This is a genomic window from Dellaglioa sp. CoH-57-MRSF-21 (assembly GCF_056781915.1).
Genome location: NZ_JBXAXU010000007.1, coordinates 1 through 19,178 on the forward strand (window position 1 = coordinate 1; position 19,178 = coordinate 19,178).

The window sequence follows — 19,178 nt, forward strand, 5'->3', positions numbered from 1 at the left end:
TTATTTGCGATATTCATTATCGCCTCAATAGCACTTATTAAATATATCAGCTTTCTTTTTCTTGGTCAAGTCTATTTCTGTGAATATCTCTTAATTGTTGGCTTATCCAAAAATCCATTTTATCATCTATTGCTTTAAACCCTGTATCTATAGACCTATTTGTCCAATAATATTTATGTTTTATTTTAATACCTGTACTTTTAAGATTACTATTTTGTTTAGTAAAATTTCTAATTGAAAAACTCATTTTACTGTTATATTCATCAATATCAATAATCCTAACCGTAATTTTTTCATTTATTTTTAAATAATTCAATATGTTATCCACATAACCGTTATGGCATTCCGAAATATGGATTAAGCCTTGAACTCCATCCGCAATTGTTACAAAAGCACCATATGATTGAATACCTGTTATAGTTCCTACAATAATTTGTCCAATTCTATATTTCATTTATACTCCTCAATCTTTCGGTAAAAACGGCCAAAATAAAAAGGACTTTCATCCTCTTTATTTTGTTACTATCATATCTTCAATTACAATTGGTTCAACTGGTTTATCTTGCATAGCTGTTTTTGCACCCGCAATTTTATCAACAATGTCCATTCCACTAACAACTTGTCCAAATACTGTATGATGAAAATCTAACCAAGGAGTTCCACCTTTTTTATATTCTACGACTACCTCTTCAGGATAATTTGCATCCTTTAATTGTCCAATCATCTGTTCAGGAACATTCGAATTTTGGACAATAAAAAATTGACTACCATTTGTTGATGGTCCAGAATTAGCCATCGATAAAGCACCTCTTAAGTTAAAAAGTTCAGAAGAAAATTCATCTGCAAACGATTTACCCCAAATACTTTCACCACCCATTCCAGATCCTGTTGGATCACCAGATTGAACCATAAAATCAGAAATCACTCGATGAAAAATAACGTCTTTGTAGTATCCATTTTCTGAAAGTCCAATGAAATTTTCTACCGTCTTAGGTGCTTGTTCTGGAAATAATTGAATCGTTATATCACCGTAATTCGTAATCATTTTAACTTTTGGTCCAACTACATGTTCTAAGTCTAATTGTGGGTATGTCATAACTATGTTCCTCCTATTCAAACTTTATTGATTCCATTGTACCCAATTTCACTCTATTTTACTATTACTTTATATTTTTTATGCGTTATACTATTATAATGCTATTAAATGGAATGCTAGGAGACTGTTATGACAACAAATGAAATATTTGATATTACTATCATTGGTGCCGGACCCATCGGACTATTTACTTCAACTTATGCGCACATGCGCCAAGCTAAAACTCAAGTTATTGAAAGTCTTCCCGACATTGGTGGACAAGTTGGTACATTATATCCAACGAAAAAAATATATGATATAGCTGGATTCACTGGCATATCAGGTGAACATCTAATTAAGGAACTTTCAAGGCAAGCTCACCAATTTGACTTTGACGTTAAATTAAATGAGACCGTCTTAAATTTCGAAAAAGAGAATGATATTTTTAGGATTCAAACTTCTAAACGGGTTACATATAGTAGAACAATTATTATTACGGCTGGAATTGGTTCTTTTCAGCCACGTAAATTAAATATTGCTAATTCAGCAACATTCGAGAATGAATCATTATTTTACAATATTAGTGACCTTTCTAAATTTTCTCATAAACAAATTGCTATTGCTGGCGGTGGTGATTCTGCTATCGATTGGGCAAATGAGCTATCGAACATTACAAAACAAATTCATATGATTCACCGTCGAGATAACTTTAGAGCTCTAGAGTACAATGTCACAAAACTCAAAAAAACTGATACTATATTTGAAACTCCCTTTTCGATACAATCACTTTCTAAAAAGAATGGTCGCCTTGAAATTTTGCTAAAACATTCTAAAAATAATCTTAATAAAACGATAATTGTTGATAATTTACTTGTGAATTATGGCTACTTATCCGATAATAAAATTATTAATGCTTGGGGTATAAATATGGATAAGAAACTAATCTCGGTAAATTCTGAAATGGCAACTTCCATTCCCGGTGTTTTTGCCGCAGGAGATATTGTTTCATACCCTGGTAAAATAGCACTAATTGCTTCAGGATTTGGTGAAGCACCGACTGCCGTAACTAGTGCCCTAAATTTTATAAACCCAAATATTAATCGAACTATTCATAGTACGCAACTAATGAATCCACATTATTAAAAAAATAGAACTTAAGGGGTATTTAATATTATGTCTGTCATAAACTTTTTTATAGATTTTGTTTTACATATAGACACACACTTGATTAGTATTGTGAACAACTTTGGAAATTGGACCTATCTTATCTTATTTTTTATTATCTTCATAGAAACTGGAGCGGTTATTTTACCTTTCCTACCTGGTGATTCACTTTTATTTGCAGCTAGTGCTCTAGCAGCAAATTCAATTTATCATTTGAATATTTGGATATTTGTAATCCTCTTTCTTGCTGCAGCGTACATGGGAGACTCACTAAATTTCTTTATTGGAAAAAAAGTAGGGAACTCAATTTCAGATCATTCATTATTTAATAAAATGATTAGCAAAGATAGTCTCGATAAAACAGAACAATTTTTCAATAAACATGGTGGACCCGCAATTATTTTAGCAAGATTCATGCCTATTATTCGTACGCTTGCTCCCTTCATCGTTGGTGGTAGCGGATTTAAGTACTCTCGCTTCTTACGCTTTAGTCTAATTGGCGGATTTGCATGGGTCACCATTTGTTGTTCTGCTGGATTTTTCTTTGGAAACATTGCAATCGTACAGGAACATTTTTCTTTAGTCGTATTGGGAATCATACTAATTTCCTTAATTCCAGCTGTATTTAGTGGTATTAAGTCAAAATTAAGTAAATAACTAGCTATTAATATCCCACCCTTTCTATCTTAATCTAATAAAAAAACGAGACGCCATTTTCACTGGTGTCTCGTTTTTTTAATTACTACGTTTAATTTCTCTCTTACCAAAGTAAATACCAACTAAAAAGAACATCTCAATTAGACAAAAGACCATTAGAAAACAAATCATAAAAAAATTTTCTGGTAATGCCAAAATGATTGGATCTAGTTTAGGATTAAATATCCAATCATTATTTCTAAACACGAGCTCATGAAATAGTATAAAATAATGATCAAAATTAAAGAAAAGTAAAAATACACTAAGAAAAGGAACAGTAATAGCCATCTGAAAAGGTCTTACCAATTTCCATAATTCCTTTTGTTTTGTTAATTGACCAATAAATATTATTGCAATAAATCCTAAAATTAAAAAACAACCATAATTAAACTGCACCAATTGTTTAACATCATGATAATGTTGCATCCCATTATATGATGAAGGCAATATCATTTTTACTTTATTTACCCAAGGATAGTTAAAATAGTCTAATAAATTATTATAATCAGACATTAATTCTGATTGGTTTAACCCAACAATTTTATTCAAATGTGATTGCTTGATAAAAATTTTATAAACAAACGTACTATTAATTACCAATATAATAGAAAAAGAGACAATCGCTAGATATAAACTTAGCCACTGTCCCATTTTTTTAACGCGCTCTATCATTATCAAAGTCCCAATCATCAAGTGAATCCAATTGAATAGTTGGTTGAACTTTTTTAGATGCCACTAAGTTTTTTGTTGAAACGCCCGTATAGACTAACATTGTATCAACCCCAAAGTTAATTCCGGCTTTAATATCTGTCATGTAGTTATCTCCAACCATCACAACTTCACTTTTCTTCAAGCCAAGTCTTGATAGGGCTTTTTCCATGATGATAGTTTCAGGTTTACCAATATAAGTAGCTTCTTGTTGTGTTGTACATTCAACCATCCTTACCAGCGATCCAGCACCAGGAAGTAGTCCACGTTCATTCGGAATATTAGTATCAGCATTTGTTCCAATAAATTTAGCACCACGTTTGATTGCTAAAGTTGCCATTTCAAATTTATGATACGTAACATCGGAATCTAACCCAACAACAACATAATCAGGCGTCGTTTCCTCAATAATAAATTTTTTATCCATAATTGCTTTCTTTAATCCGTTTTCACCAATAATATAAACACTTCTTTTATCAGGGTTTAACGCATCTAGATAATCTGCAGTTGCAAGTGCCGCCGTATAGACTTCTTTCTCAGTTACATGTATATCAAAATTATTTGCTAAATTATTGACAACATCAGCTGGTATTTTAGTCGTATTATTAGTCACAAATAAAAATGCAATATTTCTTGCTTGTAGAGACTCGATAAATCGTTTTGCTGCCGCAATTTTTTCTTTTCCTCGATAGATTGTACCATCTAAATCAATCATATAACCTTTATATGCCATTATTATCACCTTGCCTATTTAATTATGCTTTATCTTTTTGCCTAATTACAAATTCGTGTTTCTTTGTTCGTTTTGTTGCCGTTTTTAAATTATTTTTTTGTGGTTTTACTGGTTTAGACTTGTTTAATGGTACTTTAGTTTTTTTATTTTTTATTTGATATTTTTTTTCAGTTGTGTGCGCCCTTACTACAGGTTTTCTTTTCTTACCAACTGGTTTAACTGTTTTTTTACGTTCTTTAGGATTAGAAATTGGTTCAGGTTTTTGAATTTCCAAATTGTGCAACACAAAATAAGAACATCCAAAATTACAATATTCATATAAATAATCTTCAAGAGTATCGATACATTGTGACCGATATGCCTTTTTATTCTCGGTTTTATAAAAACCTCTTAATCGAAGTTGATCATATCCCCAGTCTCCAACAATATAATCATATTTCGTTAAAATTTGGCTAAATCGTTCCGTTAATTTTTCAATTTCAAAACCATCTCTATAATTGGAAACAAGATCATATGGACGGTTATCGATTAGTACTCGGGTTTCACTCTGTCGAACAACATCACTAGCATAAGCTTTAATTTTTTCTGCTTTTATTGCAAGTTGCTGTTCTCTCTTTTCTTTCTGTGCTTGATTCAAATCTCAAACCTCCTTTTACAACTTTAGTCATACTTCATTATACAGAAAATTCTAGTTTTAAATAGTCCCCAACGTAATCTCTTAAAAATTTCTTGCCATTTATCGAAATTTCTCCGGTTATTTCTATGGTTGGAAAAAACGGTATATACATAAAATGATCAACTGTTGCAATAGTATAATATGCATCCAAGTCAATTTTTTCGTTATGATATATAAGGTCCCCATTTTCTTGTTCTACCAGTCCATCAATCACTACTTCACCAAATAATTGGCCTCTAAAACCCATCCCTTTAATTGGGAATTTCTTAAGAAATGAACTATTCTTTTTAATTTCTTGTACTAATCGCCATAGATTATAACCAGTTAATTTAGCAGTAATAACCCGCATTGGGTGTGGCAGTGTTTGATGCAGGTCATTTTTTGTTACAAATCCTTTTTGTAAATTTTTCAAAAATAATCCACCATTTAACATTGCAATATCCGTTTTTGTACCCGCTTCGATGGCTTTCAATGATGTCTGCATTAATGCTGAATTTTTAGTCCATGATGCTTCTAAATCTTCAGGCAATTTTGCAACAACTTCAGATGTTAAAATTTTTTCTCCGCGTAATCTATATTCTGCTATTTCGTCTTGGTCACTTATAACTTCTGCTAAACTTTCTGTTTCAATTACTTTAGCAACTTCTTTTCTAATTTTATGATTTTCAAGTTCAATCGCTACTTCGCCCACGTACATCCCCCACTTACCAGCTGCGGCCAATAATGATTCATTAACTTTTTCACCGGATTTCAATAAATGATGTGTGTGGCTTCCTAATACAATATCTATCTGAGGATACTTTGCAGCTACTTTTCTATCTACAGGTAAACCTAAATGTGATAACAAAATAATAACATCTACTTTACCTGCTATTTTTTTTAAAAGTGAAGGTAAAACGGTATCAATTTGATTAGATTCCCAACCATTCATCTCATACGTCATTGGAAATGGTGCTGTCAAGGCAATTATTCCAATTTTAGTTCCAGCTGCAGTTTCCATTATTTTATATTCTTTGGCCCATGCAGGACGATTATTAACTTCTCCATCTACCACGTTATCAAGGATAATGTCGAATTTTGCATTATCATATAAATGTTGTAATTGGCTTCGCGAATTACCAATACCTTCATTGTTACCAATTGTCGCTGCATCATATGCTACAGTATTCATTAATTCAATATTGGCTTTGCCATTTGTAGCTTCCGACAACGGGTGCACACGATCAATTGCATCTCCAATATCAAAAGTTAAAACAGTTTGATTTTGTTTTTCAAGCTTTATTTTTTCAGATTGTAAAAATCGCCTAATTTTAGGCCAATTTTCTAAATGTGAATGAATATCATTTGTATGTAAAATCGTTATTTTTTCCATTAGTTTATATCCACCTTATTTTGATTATTTACTGACTTTCTTTTCACTAACTATATTATTATGGTTGTCCTAAAGTTCTTTTCTAACCATCAAATTCCTAATAGGTGGGTTCAACATTATTAGTTATACTATATCCTATATTATACTGCTTACCGTGTCCAAGTGAATTTATATGACCCTTTACAAAAAATAGCATGCAGAAAATAGTATTGCTCGCGCTGAAATTAACTATTAAATTGTAATGTTTTTAGAAGCAAAATCAAACAATATTTTCAACAATTACTTTTAATTTGTGCCCTAAGTATACAAAAAAAGACCCTCACACGTGGTCTTTTCAGCAAAAATTTAATTTTCCATCTTCATTTGAACACTTTTAATAACATAGAGTACAATTAACCAACCAATTGAAGCAATCAGCGCAATTAATGTATCAGGTTTTAAGCATAGCACAATACCTACAAAAGTTAGAAATAATAGAATTAAATAATTTGTAACAGGAAAGAAAGGCATTTTAAATACTAGCATTGATTCTGTTTTTTCTAGTTTTATTTTTCGTCTATACTTCAAATGTGCAATTACAATTGCTCCCCAAATGAACAAGAAACAAGTCGTTGCAATACTTGAAATAAATGTAAATACCGATTCAGCCATAAACATATTCAGTACGACTGAAATTGCAATCACAAGAGTCGAAAATTGTAATGCAAATGCAGGTACTTGATTATGTGATAACTTACTAATTTTTTTAGAAAATTTATTTTTTTTATTATAATTAAGCGAGAACAACATTCTACCTGTACTAAATAAAGACCCATTACAAGCTGAGGCTGCAGCTGTAATTACAACAATATTAATAATGCTGGCTGCTGATTTTATCCCTATATTTTCAAATACTTGAACAAATGGACTTTGTGATTCCGAAATCATATTCCAAGGATAAATCGCCATAATTGCCAATAATGATCCTACATAAAACAAAATAATTCTTAAGGGTATTTCATTAATTGCTTCTGGGATAACCTTTGTTGGGTTTTCAGTTTCTGCAGCTGTTAATCCTACCATTTCAATACCGACAAAACTAAACAGTACCATTTGAAATGACAAAATAAATCCTTTAATTCCTTGGGGGAAAAATCCACCGTGACTTACTAAATTCGTCAAACTGGCATGCCCAGCTGAAGTTTTAAAGTTTACCACTACCATATACACGCCAATACATATCAACACAATAATGGCAATAATTTTAATGAGTGCAAACCAAAATTCTGTTTCACCGAATAATCCCACTGTAACTAAATTTATTCCTAAAAGAATAAGGAGCATAACCATACCAGGAATCCATTGCGGCAAGTTAGGAAACCAAAATTTCATATATAACCCGACTGCGGTAATTTCTGTCATTGCAATTGTTACCCAACAGACCCAATATGTCCATCCAGCAACAAATCCAACCTTTTCACCTAGATATTCATAAATAAAATCAATAAATGAATGTGCATTCACATTCGATAACAGTAATTCACCTAACGAACGCATTAAAAGAAAACATGCAATTCCGGTAATAATATATGCCAATAAAATAGATGGCCCAGCCAAATGAATAGATTGACCTGCTCCCAAGAATAAACCAGTCCCAATTGTTCCACCAATTGCAATTAATTGAACATGTCGACTTTTTAATCCTCTAACATGCTGATCTTCTGAACTTTTTTCTGCCATTAATATCAAACTCCCTCTATAGTAATTAAGTAGATTATACATGACACATGTTAATTTCTAAAGAAATTATTCTTTTTATAATTAAATAAAAAAAGCGACTCAAAATATGAGTCACTTTACTTATTATTAAAGTTGGCCTTTATCCACTTATCTAACGTTTTAACAAAGCTCTGAAATAGTTCTTCACCCTTTAGTGATGGGAAATCACCTAATAGTACTTCATCAACTTGTTTACTACCTTCGCCATGTTTCTGTAAAATCAAAATAGATTTACGTGAATTAGCTGAACTAAATAATTCCACAGGTAAATTGAGCATACCTTGAAGATATGCATTTGATTGAATGTAAACGAGTAATTTTTTTGCTTCCTCTGTTTCAAATAAACCAGTAGGAACAAGGTATATGCCAAAACCGCCATCATTTAAGTATTTGATTGATTGTTCTATTAATAAATGATGTACATATGAATGACCTTCAGTTGCATGTGTAGCAAAATGGGTAACTCTTTCATCTAGAGGGTAATAACCAATTGGTAAATCAGCAATAACAACATCAGATTTTTTTACAATTAGGTCATCAACCGCATCTTGGTGAAATAATTCTAAATTTAAGTGTTGTAATTGTCCACTTAACCCTGCAATTGATAACATTGTATCATCATTATCAATCCCGTATGCTTTTGAAATCTCAAACTTATCAGCAGCCATTTGATTCAAAATCGTCGTCAGTAAGTTCCCTGATCCCACTGTAATGTCCAATAAACTAAACGATTTTTTTGTACTTATTAATTTTTCTAATACAAATGCAACTAAAAATCCAATTGTATCTGGTGTTATTTGATGATTAGGTTGAATACTTTCTTGTCTTGTTGCCTTCAATAAAACTAACTGTACAACTTTACGTACATCTTCTGACGATAAGGCATTCAAATTCATTTTTTTATAAATCTGATTCAAAATTTTTACATCTTGCTCACTTGGTAATCCATCTTCTACGTGTACAGATTTATTATCTAACAAATTATTGCTAGTCTCAATAAATGCGTCCAAATAAGTGATTTCTAAACTTTTTTGTAAAATATCAATTGTTTCATTAATCTGATTAAAGTTCATTTCTATTTCTTCTAATGACATAAAATCACTCCTTGAATTTATTTGCTCGTTTCAGTTTAACGATTTTTAATTCTCAATTCAAGTTAAGTTTCTTTTTTATCATTTTTCTGAAAAAGAATATCGATTACCATTCTTCAAAATAACCTGATAGGCTCCTTTTTGATATTCAACAACACCATAATTATAAGTATATTTTTCTTTTAGATTTTTTGCTTTTTGATTTAAAATAGTCATGTTTTTCATAGTTTCTGCTTGATTATATTGGCATATTTTCTGATAACTAGTGAATTTTGCTTGGAAATATATCAGTTGTCCCAATAACAAACCAATTAATAACATTAAACAAAATATGGCTGATACAACTAAATGTCCGTTTAATAATTTGATTTTTCGCATCTTAATCCTTTTTTTCCATAGGTATTACCAATTTTAAAGTCTTATTTTGGTGTTCTTGTTTGATTTTTAAAAATAGAATTGGTTCATCGTATGCCACCGAAAATGATTTCACATGATATAAAATTGGTATATGACCTCCTGAAAATCCAATAAACTGTATCATTTCATTATGCTGACTAAGATAGTAGCGAGCTCCTGTCTTATTATTTTTTAATGAAATTGTATATTGACCAACATCTATTATCTTCAAATCTAAGTGATCTGACTCCAATAATCCGATACATTGCTGTAACGAAAAATCTCTATCTCCGCTAATTTCTTGGTGTTCATTTGTACATAAGTGCCAACATGTTGTCATTAGACTAAGAGAGATGATAAATATACCTAATGCAATAATAGTTTCTAACAAAGAAAAACTTTTCATTGCAATTTAATACTTGTTAAATCATTTTCAGACTTAATTCGAATTTCAGACATAGTAGCACATTGTAATTCGCCATCAACTATTTTTGATAATTTACTTGTCGGATGAATGACTAATAATTTACTGATTTCTTTCAGATTTCTTGTAGTTGTTGTTTTATGATTCCAATAATCTTCTTGTTTCTGTAATGTGTGATTGGTCTGTACATATAATCCAAAACCTGATGCGACAATAGTTAAAGTCATAATAGCGTCAGCTAACACAATTCCTGACATTTTACGCACGTTATTCGACATCCTTTCTAATAAATTGACCCCACCCAATTTGAAATACTATTTTTTGATTTCTATTTGGTAATGTGGATTTAAAATTAACTGTTTTACCAGTGATTTGCCCACTTTTATTTATTTTTATCGTTACTCTATTTTTAACTGTCACAGTCTTCGGATAGTCTAATTTAATTTTACTATTGCCATTAATAATGGTCATTTTATCATCATTAAAATTAATACTATTAGGCATCCGATTCATCGGTGCCTCTACCACTGCACTTTGCCAAAGTTGTTCAAAATTTTGCCAAAATTGTTTTTCTTTAGATATCGCAAGTACTTGATCCATTGGCCCCATTAGCAATAGACCACAAATACTAGTAATTGCCAACGAAATAAGCATTTCAAATAAACTAAATGCTTTAAATTTAGTTTTCTGTTTTAACAACATTATTCGAGATAATAATATGATTATCTTTTGCTTCCTTTTCTTGCTTTTCAGTTAAATATTTTTCCGAAACTAAATCAGCAAAATTTATCGATTTATTATGCGTTTCATTTTCATACAAATCAACCTGCGTTTGGACGACGCTAACTAACGCTTCATCATTAACCCGTTTAGCACCTGCTCTTTGATGTCCAATGTTAGGTAATATAATCAACATTAGAAGTGAGATAATAAATAAGACACATAGCATTTCAACAAGCGTAAATGCTTTTAATTTTTTTCTATTTTTTTTCATTGAATTTCCTCCATAGTTTGATACATAGGTAATAATATTGTTAAATACAACCCAACAATACAGGCCGCTACAATTATGAATGCAACTGGCTGTACATAAATCATGATTCTTTCGACAGATGACTCAAATTTACGATAAGTTAATTCCGAATACATTAATAATTCTTGGCTCATCACATCTAACGTATTACCTTTTGCGAGAAATGTCGTTATCTCATTAGGAAATAAAGGACTTTTATCGATCATTTGTTTTGTACTCCCACCATTTTCAAAATGATTCGTTAACTGTTTACCTAACTGATATAGTAAAGATTTTTGATCAAATTGATTTAAATAATCACATATTTTATTCAAATTTAAACCACTTGCTAAAAGCAGACCCAAATTAAATGTTAAATAATAATGACAATAATCCCGATAAATTTTACCTACTATGGGGACCTGACAATACCAAACATGCCTGTTCATCGTACTTTGTTTTGAAACACGAATGATAATTTTTATGATATATCCGATAAATAGACTAATTACGACAGAGATAATACTCTTCATTAAAATCATTTTAAAGTTAGAATTTGATGACGCACCTAACTGACTATAATTTATTTCAGGCAAAATAAATTGTTGGATTCCGATATATAAGACAACCAGTAATCCCATCAGAATCATTGGGTATTGCATGAGTTGCTTTAACTGTTTCTTTTGTTTTACTCTAACCGTCATCAATTTTCCGAGTTGTTTAATACTTTTATTTAATCCGCCATATTTTTCAGAAATCGTAATTTGATAATACGAACTTTTTGAAATATACGGCTTGATACCTGTTGAGAAGGGTTCACCACTTCTTAACTTGGATTCAATTTTTTGAATATCTATTTTCCCAACTGGAAATAATTTAGTCGCCGTTGTTAAAGATTGCCTGAGCGAAAATCCCGAATCTAATAAGTCTGCCAAGACTTCGAAAAATTCACTTTGTTTTTGAATTGACCATTTTCTTCTATTTAAAATTATTTGCTGTTTCAATTGTAATAATATTTTTCTTAATACATTGATCAAGGTTATCATGCCACCTTTCTAAAGCTATTTTTTGATTAAATGTTCCTTCAAGAACAGACTCTAACTTTTGACCTGTTAATATATCAAATAGTACACCGCTTCCACCTTTCGTTGTTTCAATTAATCGCTGATAACTTACTGCCTGTAGCGTTCTATTGAGATCATCTCGACTAACGCCAAGATTTTCAAGTCGTTTAATTGTTCCTACTGCATTTCTTGCATGTACGGTACTTAAAATTAAATGACCACTCATTGCAGCTTTAATTGCAGCATTGGCAGTGACTTCATCCCTGATTTCACCGATAATAAAAATATCAGGATGGTGCCTCAATCCAACTTTTAATAATTCCGCATATGTCATGTTTGCTTTATCATTAACCTGTAATTGAATAAAATTAGGATTTTGAATTTCAACTGGATCCTCAATAGTTAATATTGTTCTTTGATTCTGAATCATTTCAGCCAGTTGGTACATTGTCGTTGTCTTACCTGAACCCATTGGACCTGAGAATAAAATTAGCCCACTGGACCCACATGCATTTATCAACTGCTGAAATTGATTTGGTAAAAGTTGAAGTAACGGTACATCGGTATTCGAATAAATAAATCGTATAACAATCGATTCTCTACCTAAAAAATCGCCAACACTCGAAATTCGGCAATTTACCTTTTTATGTTCTATCTGCCATTGAAAAGTCCCAAACTGCGGCCGCCTAGTTTCGCTCAGAATCATATTTGCCTTAAATTTAAGAAAATTATTCATTTGTATCATCTTTTTTTCTGAATATACATTAAGGCTATGATAGTTATTCAACGTTCGATACTTAACTAAGCATCCCTTGGCACTTGGAATTATATACATATCACTTGCTCTGTTTTTAACACATATTTTAATCATTTCTTGTATTTCTGTTTCAATCATCTCAATATCCCTCCTTTCCATATATTTAAGTACGCAAAAAAAGCCAAAACATTTAATTTTGGCTTTTCATATTTTTATATTTAATTAATTTCTAACTTTTTAAGATGACTTATCTCTTTATTATAGAGAGTATCTTAATCTTCGTCTGCAATATCACCAGCATGGAACACTTCTGAAACATCATCATTTTCTTCCAATGCATCAATCATATGATGGAATTGTTCAATTTTATCTTCCGGTACTGGTACTAGATTTTGAGGAATCATTACTAATTCAAATGTATCTAATTTGTATCCCTTTGCTTCTAATGAAGCACGTACATCTGGTAAATCTTTTGAATCTGTATAGATTTCAAATAATTCTTCTGATGTTTTCAAATCCTCAGCACCAGCATCAATAACATCTTCAAACATAGCATCTTCATCAGTATCTAATTCTTCACGAGAAATAACGATGTAACCTTTACGATCAAACATGTAATTAACTGAACCTGTTTCTCCTAAATTTCCACCATTACGTGTAAATGCAATACGAACTTCTGAAGCAGTCCGATTACGATTATCCGTCAAGGTATGAACTAAGATGGCAACGCCACCAGGTGCATAGCCTTCATATGTAATTTCTTCATAATCTGCACCTTCTGAACCAGACGCTTTATCAATAGCACGTTTAATATTATCTTTTGGCATATTTGCAGCTTTAGCTTTATCAAGCATCAAACGTAATGAGGGGTTCGAATCGGGATCAGGACCACCACTTTTTGCAGCCATGTAAATTTCTCTCGATAATTTTTGGAAAATTTTACCACGTTTAGCATCTTGTGCATTTTTACGACCTTGGATGTTATTCCATTTTGAATGTCCTGACATAATTCCCTACCTCTTTCCGAAATGTTTCTGAATTTTTACTTTTAACCGTTTATTATGATATCAAAATAATAGCTTAATATCAACCTTCTTCACGAGAATAGGACTGAACTAGTTTTCTTTAGCTTTTTTGTGCCGATAGTACATTAAAATTAATATCGTCAAAATTACACCTGTTGTTGCACCAATTGTATCAAGTAAAACATCTTGGATTAAGGGCGTTCTGCCACCTGTAAAACTTTGGTGAATTTCATCAAGTCCTGCATATAGCGCTGCACAAGCAACTGCAATAAGCCCACTGTAACGCCAATACTTAATTTTATTTTTCACTCCCAAGAATATGAAGCTAGCCATAAAGAAATATGTCATAAAATGAGCAGTTTTACGGATGAAAAACTCAACTAATTTAAAATAACCAACATGGTTAAAACTTTCATCTGCTCCAGCATAACTAAATGAAATATGTGACAACATACTTTCAAATGGTTTACCAGCTAAATACTTTTCTAAAAAAGGAATAGATGTCTGCTGCTTGTACGTTTCCGAAGAACTAATAAACAGAATTACAATAATTAATAAGGCTAAAACAAAGTAAATATTATTTTTATTTTTCATAAAATTTCCCATCCAAGTATAATAAAAACTTGATTTTCCAAATATAATTTAGAAAACCAAGTTTTTTATTATATTATTTTGTTGAAGAACGCTTAATTAAGCCATATGGTAATTGGATTGTTTTTTCACTAACTTCTTCTTTATCCATTAATTTTGTTAATAATCTCATAGATACAGCCCCTAAATCGTATAAAGGTTGTGTTATTGAAGATAATTTGGGTCTAACAATCTCAGTCAATTTTGAATCATTACTTGTAATAATTTCAAAATCTTCGGGTACACTCAAACCAGCATCTCGAGCACCATTCAAAACACCAACAGCTAATTCATCATCACCAACAAAAGCAGCAGTTGCATGACTTGAAGAAATTGCTGGCCATAAGGTTTCGCCAGCTCGATATGAATAATCTGTTTCAAAAATTAAGTCTTGATCAAATTTTATTCCGGCTTTTTCAAGAGCTAATTTATAGCCTTTTAGTCGGTATTCGCCATTAATGGGTTCATCCATTGAACCTGAAACAAATGCAATACGTTTATTGCCATTATTAATTAGATCCGTTACTGATTCCATTACAGCTGCAATATAATCAATATTAACACTACCTAATTCTCCAGTAGGATCAACTGAACCTGAAAGGACAACTGGTGTACGACTTCTCTTAAGTTCAGCACGTAATTCATCAGTAATTTGATTTCCCATAAAAATAATACCATCAACTTGTTTAGCTAATAATGTATTTAATACTTGCACTTCTTTTTGACCATTTTGATCAGAGTTAGCTAAAATAATATTATATTTATACATTGTTGCAACATCATCAATTCCACGAGCTAATGATGAAAAGTAAATATTAGTTACATCGGGAATAATAACCCCAACTGTTGTCGTTTTCTTACTTGCCAATCCTCTAGCAACAGCATTAGGTCTGTAATCAAGTCGATCAATAACTTCCAAAACTTTTTTTCTTGTTGCAGGTTTAACGTTAGGGTTACCGTTAACCACACGTGAAACAGTTGCCATTGAAACAGCTGCTTCTCTTGCTACGTCATAAATTGTAATTGTTTGTTTATCCATTAGTATTATTTCCTCTCATTACTTAAATATCAAGTTTTCATTCCGTTTTCAAGCACTAGAATAATTTAGCAAATTTTTAAGACAATTGCAAGCGTTTTTACCTTATTTTCATGAAAATAATTTTTATATTATGAAAATTTCAATTTTTAATTGTTATGAAAATTTCAATATTTAATTGTTATGTCTTACTTATGCTATAATACAGTATACTATTGTAAAGGGAGAGATTTCATGTCACATATTGCATCTTTACAACAATGGCTTGCCAATAATGGTACTGACATTGCTTATATCAACGATCCAATGAGTATTCAATATTTTACCGGTTTTGAAAGTGATCCTATTGAGCGCGTTTTAGCTCTCTTTGTATTTCCTGATCAAGACCCATTTTTATTCACACCCGCTCTTGAAGTCGAAGCTGCCAAAGATACCGGCTGGAAATATCCCGTTTATGGTTATCTTGATCACGAAGATGCTTTCGCAATCATACAAAGTGAAATAAATAAACGTAAAAATTCACCAAAGAAATGGGCTATTGAAAAAGGCAGCCTAACAGTTGAAAGATATGATGCTATTAGTCGTATCTTCCCAAGTGCTGAATTTGTAGCTGATGCAACAAGCTTTATCGAAACACTTAAAGTAATTAAAACACCAGACGAAATTGAAAAATTAAAAATTGCTGGAAAATGGGCAGATGTTGCTTTTGAAGTTGGCTTTAACGCTCTTCAAGAAGGCAGAACTGAACAAGATGTTGTTGCAGAAATTGAATATGCAATGATGAAAAAAGGAATCATGCATATGAGCTTTGACACTATTGTTCAAAGTGGAAAAAATGCCGCTGAACCTCATGGATTTGCAAAAAAGGATCTTATCCAATCAAATGCTTTAACATTATTTGATTTAGGTGTTATCTCAGATGGTTATATTTCAGATGCTAGTCGTACTGTAGCATTCGGTAAACCAAATGAAAAAGCATTAGAAATTCACAAAGTTTGTCTTGAAGCGCAATTAAAAGCGCAATCTGCTGCTAAACCAGGTATGATTGCGGAAGATTTAGATAAAATTGCTCGTGATGTCATCGTCAAGGCTGGTTATGGTGACTACTTTATTCATCGCCTTGGTCATGGTATGGGACAAAGTGAACATGAATTCCCTTCAATTATGGAAGGAAATAAAATGGAACTTAAACCAGGTATGTGTTTCTCAATAGAACCTGGTATTTACATTCCAGGCGTTGCTGGCGTTCGTATTGAAGACTGCATTTATCTAACTGAAAACGGTAATGAACCATTTACAGTTACACCAAAAACATTAAAAACAATTGAACTACACTAATAAAAATAAAAACCCCTAAAGTTAGAAAACTTTAGGGGTTTTTATTTTTAAATATTCCATAAACTACGAGTCTTAACTAAAATAATAGGTAACCATATGCTACTCCTTTTCGAACAACATGTGGTTACCTATTATTTTAAAGTTAATTAATTCAAATAGTTCGCATTAAAAATTGTGGTACTCATTTTACTTTTATTTTTCGCCTGTCCATCCATCTGGATAAATTGTTTCAGCTTTGCCTTCTGCAGCATCAGCATCTTTAGCTTCGCCAAAAGCACTCTTGCTATCAACATAGATGTCTTCTTCAGCTAAGTCTGAAAACTCATCTGTTAAATCAGTCATTTGTTCAAATATATCGTCTGATTCCATAGCTAATTTGTTTTTCAAATCGTTCTTTGCATTAATTAATGCATCTTTAGCATTAACATACGCATCCTGGCTCATTAATAATTCACTTTTTTCAGAAAATTTATCACTTAGATTATTTTTCATTTCATCAAAATCAACCATTTTATCTTTTAAATCAATACTAGCGTCTTCAGCGTAAGCCTTATACTCTAACACGCGATCACGTACATCTAAAGCTTTTTCTTCCAAATGTTCTTTAATATCTTGTTTCGTTTTTTCAGAAATTAATTTAGAAGCTGTATACGCGGCAACCCCACCTGTAACTACCAATCCTAATAAAAATTTTTTTGACATAACAAACCCCTCCTTGTTTTAAACTTTTCTATTTTTATAAAAACTAAATGCCTTTTTACCAACATTAATGAAAGCTGAAGAATCTTTAGCCCTCTTTGACGTCGCTGAAACGTGTGTCATTAATCCTCGACTTGCATCATTCAAATCAGACACACTTTCACTCAAATCAGCAACAGCCTGAAATAAAGGATCAATTGTTGCTACTTTACCATTTACATCGTCTAATAAAATATTTGATTTTACGAGTATATTCTCAACTTCATTTGATAAGCCATCAACATCGCTGGTAATAGATGAAATACTTTTATTCACTTCTCCGAGTGTTCTCATCATTCTCATAAGAACGAAAATAATGAATAGGACTAAGACCGCGAAAGCAACAGCGGCAATTAATCCTGCAATTTGTCCACCTGTCATAATAATTCCTCCTATTTACTTACGTACATTAATTCAAAATCTACTTATAGGATAGCATTCGAACCTAAAAACTGCAATTGATAACATACGACAGTTTTGTATTTAAATTACACATTAGCCCACATGTTTGCTATGATGATATCAATAAATTAATTTAGGGGTGATCGCCATTTTAAACAATCTTTTTTTAGAGCATTTCACAAAGGACAATTTACTTTTAGGGACATTACTAAAAACCGTTACAAAACAAAGTACTTTCCTTTCACGTTACATAGCTCATATCGATTGGGATGCCATTATTAGTAACCTAGTTGAACTAGTTTTTTCTCTTGTTTTCTTTTCTTTTCTATTTATCCTTATAAATTGGATTGGAAAAAAAATCATTCGTCGGACATTTAATCAATATCGAGGATCCGATAGATATTCAACAAATAGAGTTGAAACAATCAATTCACTAACATCAAATATTTTTCACTATATTATGTTATTTTTTTATCTTTACGCTATTCTGTCGGTGCTCGGTGTTCCCGTTGGTACCTTAATTGCAGGTGCCGGAATCTTAAGTGTTGCTTTAGGTCTTGGCGCACAAGGATTCGTAACTGATGTCGTCACTGGATTCTTTATTCTTTTAGAACAACAATTCGATGTTGGAGATATCGTTAGAATTGATTCAATTGAGGGTCCTATCGTGGCTGTCGGCCTACGTACGACTCAAATTGAAGACTATGATGGTATTTTGCATTTTGTCCCAAATAGAAATATCACAATTGTCAGTAATTTATCTCGCAATAATATGCGAGCAGTTATCGATATCCGAATTGATGTCACTGACGATGTGGATAAAATCACCCATATTGTACAGAACGTTAATGAAAAGTTAGTCCCACTTCATCCCGAAATTAAAGATGGACCAAATATTTTAGGTCTAGTTGATCTTGGCAAAGGAAATTTGGTCTTTAGAGTCGTTGTGTTCACTTTAAATGGTGAACAGGCATCTACTCAACGGACATTTCTTGCCGGTTATCTAACGGCTTTAAATGATGCTCAAATACATGTCTTAAACTCACCTATCTCACTTAACTAAAAAATGACTCAATTATGAAA

Annotated in this window: 24 protein-coding genes; 4 read left to right on the forward strand and 20 right to left on the reverse strand. The window is 31.7% G+C overall.

Translation table 11 applies throughout. The features are described from left to right. Positions 1–46 precede the first annotated feature (46 nt). Together AC1RPQ_RS07005 and AC1RPQ_RS07010 are read right to left on the reverse strand one after the other, a co-directional pair. Positions 47–454 (reverse strand): CvfD/Ygs/GSP13 family RNA-binding post-transcriptional regulator, encoded by a 408-nt coding sequence (locus AC1RPQ_RS07005; RefSeq protein ID WP_481761807.1) that lies wholly within the window; start codon positions 452–454, stop codon positions 47–49. A gap of 57 nt (positions 455–511) precedes the next feature. Beyond that, positions 512–1,096, reverse strand: a complete 585-nt coding sequence (locus AC1RPQ_RS07010; protein ID WP_481761808.1) for a peptidylprolyl isomerase — start codon at positions 1,094–1,096, stop codon at positions 512–514. Positions 1,097–1,225: 129 nt separating this feature from the next. Here AC1RPQ_RS07010 and AC1RPQ_RS07015 point away from each other — a divergent pair, with 129 nt between their 5' ends. Beyond that, positions 1,226–2,218, forward strand: coding sequence for an NAD(P)/FAD-dependent oxidoreductase (locus AC1RPQ_RS07015; RefSeq protein WP_481761809.1), 993 nt, complete (start codon positions 1,226–1,228; stop codon positions 2,216–2,218). 39 nt (positions 2,219–2,257) lie between these two features. After that, on the forward strand, positions 2,258–2,896 hold the full coding sequence (locus tag AC1RPQ_RS07020; RefSeq protein ID WP_481761861.1) for a VTT domain-containing protein: 639 nt from the start codon (positions 2,258–2,260) through the stop codon (positions 2,894–2,896). A 78-nt stretch (positions 2,897–2,974) separates the two neighbouring features. On the opposite strand, the gene AC1RPQ_RS07025 is transcribed toward AC1RPQ_RS07020, so the two are convergent. From AC1RPQ_RS07025 to ccpA, 16 genes are all read right to left on the reverse strand, one after another. Continuing rightward, positions 2,975–3,586 carry a TIGR01906 family membrane protein gene (locus AC1RPQ_RS07025; protein WP_481761810.1) on the reverse strand — a complete coding sequence of 204 codons (612 nt, stop codon included), beginning with the start codon at positions 3,584–3,586 and terminating at the stop codon, positions 2,975–2,977. 4 nt (positions 3,587–3,590) lie between these two features. Then, positions 3,591–4,376 carry a TIGR01457 family HAD-type hydrolase gene (locus AC1RPQ_RS07030; RefSeq protein WP_481761811.1) on the reverse strand — a complete coding sequence of 262 codons (786 nt, stop codon included), beginning with the start codon at positions 4,374–4,376 and terminating at the stop codon, positions 3,591–3,593. A gap of 22 nt (positions 4,377–4,398) precedes the next feature. Continuing rightward, positions 4,399–5,013: a YutD family protein gene (locus tag AC1RPQ_RS07035; RefSeq protein ID WP_481761812.1), complete on the reverse strand. Its 615-nt coding sequence runs from the start codon at positions 5,011–5,013 to the stop codon at positions 4,399–4,401. A gap of 37 nt (positions 5,014–5,050) precedes the next feature. After that, positions 5,051–6,424: a bifunctional metallophosphatase/5'-nucleotidase gene (locus AC1RPQ_RS07040; RefSeq protein ID WP_481761813.1), complete on the reverse strand. Its 1,374-nt coding sequence runs from the start codon at positions 6,422–6,424 to the stop codon at positions 5,051–5,053. 345 nt (positions 6,425–6,769) lie between these two features. Beyond that, the gene (locus AC1RPQ_RS07045) at positions 6,770–8,143 is read right to left on the reverse strand and encodes an amino acid permease (RefSeq protein WP_481761814.1); all 1,374 of its coding nucleotides are present in this window, start codon (positions 8,141–8,143) and stop codon (positions 6,770–6,772) included. 116 nt (positions 8,144–8,259) lie between these two features. Beyond that, positions 8,260–9,276: a class I SAM-dependent methyltransferase gene (locus AC1RPQ_RS07050; protein WP_481761815.1), complete on the reverse strand. Its 1,017-nt coding sequence runs from the start codon at positions 9,274–9,276 to the stop codon at positions 8,260–8,262. Between the two features lie 78 nt (positions 9,277–9,354). Continuing rightward, on the reverse strand, positions 9,355–9,651 hold the full coding sequence (locus tag AC1RPQ_RS07055) for a hypothetical protein (RefSeq protein ID WP_481761816.1): 297 nt from the start codon (positions 9,649–9,651) through the stop codon (positions 9,355–9,357). 1 nt (position 9,652) lies between these two features. Then, on the reverse strand, positions 9,653–10,060 hold the full coding sequence (locus AC1RPQ_RS07060) for a competence type IV pilus minor pilin ComGF (protein WP_481762194.1): 408 nt from the start codon (positions 10,058–10,060) through the stop codon (positions 9,653–9,655). Positions 10,061–10,071: 11 nt separating this feature from the next. Further along, on the reverse strand, positions 10,072–10,359 hold the full coding sequence (locus AC1RPQ_RS07065) for a hypothetical protein (RefSeq protein ID WP_409022756.1): 288 nt from the start codon (positions 10,357–10,359) through the stop codon (positions 10,072–10,074). A gap of 1 nt (position 10,360) precedes the next feature. Then, positions 10,361–10,795, reverse strand: coding sequence for a prepilin-type N-terminal cleavage/methylation domain-containing protein (locus AC1RPQ_RS07070; RefSeq protein WP_409022757.1), 435 nt, complete (start codon positions 10,793–10,795; stop codon positions 10,361–10,363). Further along, the gene (comGC, locus tag AC1RPQ_RS07075; protein ID WP_409022758.1) at positions 10,773–11,087 is read right to left on the reverse strand and encodes a competence type IV pilus major pilin ComGC; all 315 of its coding nucleotides are present in this window, start codon (positions 11,085–11,087) and stop codon (positions 10,773–10,775) included. The genes AC1RPQ_RS07070 and comGC overlap by 23 nt, the downstream gene beginning before the upstream one ends. After that, on the reverse strand, positions 11,084–12,142 hold the full coding sequence (gene comGB, locus AC1RPQ_RS07080; protein ID WP_481761819.1) for a competence type IV pilus assembly protein ComGB: 1,059 nt from the start codon (positions 12,140–12,142) through the stop codon (positions 11,084–11,086). Before comGB ends, comGC begins: the two co-directional genes overlap by 4 nt. Further along, on the reverse strand, positions 12,084–13,064 hold the full coding sequence (comGA, locus tag AC1RPQ_RS07085) for a competence type IV pilus ATPase ComGA (RefSeq protein ID WP_481761820.1): 981 nt from the start codon (positions 13,062–13,064) through the stop codon (positions 12,084–12,086). Before comGA ends, comGB begins: the two co-directional genes overlap by 59 nt. A 134-nt stretch (positions 13,065–13,198) precedes the next feature. Next, positions 13,199–13,933 (reverse strand): YebC/PmpR family DNA-binding transcriptional regulator, encoded by a 735-nt coding sequence (locus AC1RPQ_RS07090; protein WP_481761821.1) that lies wholly within the window; start codon positions 13,931–13,933, stop codon positions 13,199–13,201. A gap of 108 nt (positions 13,934–14,041) precedes the next feature. After that, entirely contained in the window at positions 14,042–14,545 is a 504-nt protein-coding gene (locus AC1RPQ_RS07095) for a VanZ family protein (protein ID WP_481761822.1), read from the reverse strand. A gap of 73 nt (positions 14,546–14,618) precedes the next feature. Then, positions 14,619–15,620 (reverse strand): catabolite control protein A, encoded by a 1,002-nt coding sequence (gene ccpA, locus AC1RPQ_RS07100; RefSeq protein ID WP_409022763.1) that lies wholly within the window; start codon positions 15,618–15,620, stop codon positions 14,619–14,621. Positions 15,621–15,851: 231 nt separating this feature from the next. On the opposite strand from ccpA, the gene AC1RPQ_RS07105 reads away from it, so the two are divergent. Then, the gene (locus tag AC1RPQ_RS07105) at positions 15,852–16,955 is read left to right on the forward strand and encodes a M24 family metallopeptidase (protein ID WP_481761823.1); all 1,104 of its coding nucleotides are present in this window, start codon (positions 15,852–15,854) and stop codon (positions 16,953–16,955) included. 192 nt (positions 16,956–17,147) lie between these two features. On the opposite strand, the gene AC1RPQ_RS07110 is transcribed toward AC1RPQ_RS07105, so the two are convergent. Together AC1RPQ_RS07110 and AC1RPQ_RS07115 are read right to left on the reverse strand one after the other, a co-directional pair. Then, positions 17,148–17,657: a hypothetical protein gene (locus AC1RPQ_RS07110; protein WP_409022765.1), complete on the reverse strand. Its 510-nt coding sequence runs from the start codon at positions 17,655–17,657 to the stop codon at positions 17,148–17,150. An 18-nt stretch (positions 17,658–17,675) separates the two neighbouring features. Next, positions 17,676–18,074 (reverse strand): DUF948 domain-containing protein, encoded by a 399-nt coding sequence (locus AC1RPQ_RS07115; RefSeq protein ID WP_481761824.1) that lies wholly within the window; start codon positions 18,072–18,074, stop codon positions 17,676–17,678. A gap of 163 nt (positions 18,075–18,237) precedes the next feature. On the opposite strand from AC1RPQ_RS07115, the gene AC1RPQ_RS07120 reads away from it, so the two are divergent. Further along, a complete protein-coding gene (locus AC1RPQ_RS07120) occupies positions 18,238–19,158 on the forward strand; it encodes a mechanosensitive ion channel family protein (RefSeq protein WP_481761862.1) in 921 nt (306 codons plus the stop codon). The last annotated feature ends 20 nt before the right edge of the window (positions 19,159–19,178 follow it).

Bases quoted from the DNA above. Each gene is read 5' to 3' on its own strand.
- AC1RPQ_RS07005 (WP_481761807.1), bottom strand. From the start codon at position 454: ATGAAATATAGAATTGGACAAATTATTGTAGGAACTATAACAGGTATT.
- AC1RPQ_RS07010 (WP_481761808.1), bottom strand. From the start codon at position 1,096: ATGACATACCCACAATTAGACTTAGAACATGTAGTTGGACCAAAAGTT.
- AC1RPQ_RS07015 (WP_481761809.1), top strand. From the start codon at position 1,226: ATGACAACAAATGAAATATTTGATATTACTATCATTGGTGCCGGACCC.
- AC1RPQ_RS07025 (WP_481761810.1), bottom strand. From the start codon at position 3,586: ATGGGACAGTGGCTAAGTTTATATCTAGCGATTGTCTCTTTTTCTATT.
- AC1RPQ_RS07030 (WP_481761811.1), bottom strand. From the start codon at position 4,376: ATGGCATATAAAGGTTATATGATTGATTTAGATGGTACAATCTATCGA.
- AC1RPQ_RS07040 (WP_481761813.1), bottom strand. From the start codon at position 6,424: ATGGAAAAAATAACGATTTTACATACAAATGATATTCATTCACATTTA.
- AC1RPQ_RS07045 (WP_481761814.1), bottom strand. From the start codon at position 8,143: ATGGCAGAAAAAAGTTCAGAAGATCAGCATGTTAGAGGATTAAAAAGT.
- AC1RPQ_RS07050 (WP_481761815.1), bottom strand. From the start codon at position 9,276: ATGTCATTAGAAGAAATAGAAATGAACTTTAATCAGATTAATGAAACA.
- AC1RPQ_RS07055 (WP_481761816.1), bottom strand. From the start codon at position 9,651: ATGCGAAAAATCAAATTATTAAACGGACATTTAGTTGTATCAGCCATA.
- AC1RPQ_RS07070 (WP_409022757.1), bottom strand. From the start codon at position 10,795: ATGTTGTTAAAACAGAAAACTAAATTTAAAGCATTTAGTTTATTTGAA.
- comGC (WP_409022758.1), bottom strand. From the start codon at position 11,087: ATGAAAAAAAATAGAAAAAAATTAAAAGCATTTACGCTTGTTGAAATG.
- comGA (WP_481761820.1), bottom strand. From the start codon at position 13,064: ATGATTGAAACAGAAATACAAGAAATGATTAAAATATGTGTTAAAAAC.
- AC1RPQ_RS07090 (WP_481761821.1), bottom strand. From the start codon at position 13,933: ATGTCAGGACATTCAAAATGGAATAACATCCAAGGTCGTAAAAATGCA.
- AC1RPQ_RS07095 (WP_481761822.1), bottom strand. From the start codon at position 14,545: ATGAAAAATAAAAATAATATTTACTTTGTTTTAGCCTTATTAATTATT.
- ccpA (WP_409022763.1), bottom strand. From the start codon at position 15,620: ATGGATAAACAAACAATTACAATTTATGACGTAGCAAGAGAAGCAGCT.
- AC1RPQ_RS07105 (WP_481761823.1), top strand. From the start codon at position 15,852: ATGTCACATATTGCATCTTTACAACAATGGCTTGCCAATAATGGTACT.
- AC1RPQ_RS07110 (WP_409022765.1), bottom strand. From the start codon at position 17,657: ATGTCAAAAAAATTTTTATTAGGATTGGTAGTTACAGGTGGGGTTGCC.
- AC1RPQ_RS07115 (WP_481761824.1), bottom strand. From the start codon at position 18,074: ATGACAGGTGGACAAATTGCAGGATTAATTGCCGCTGTTGCTTTCGCG.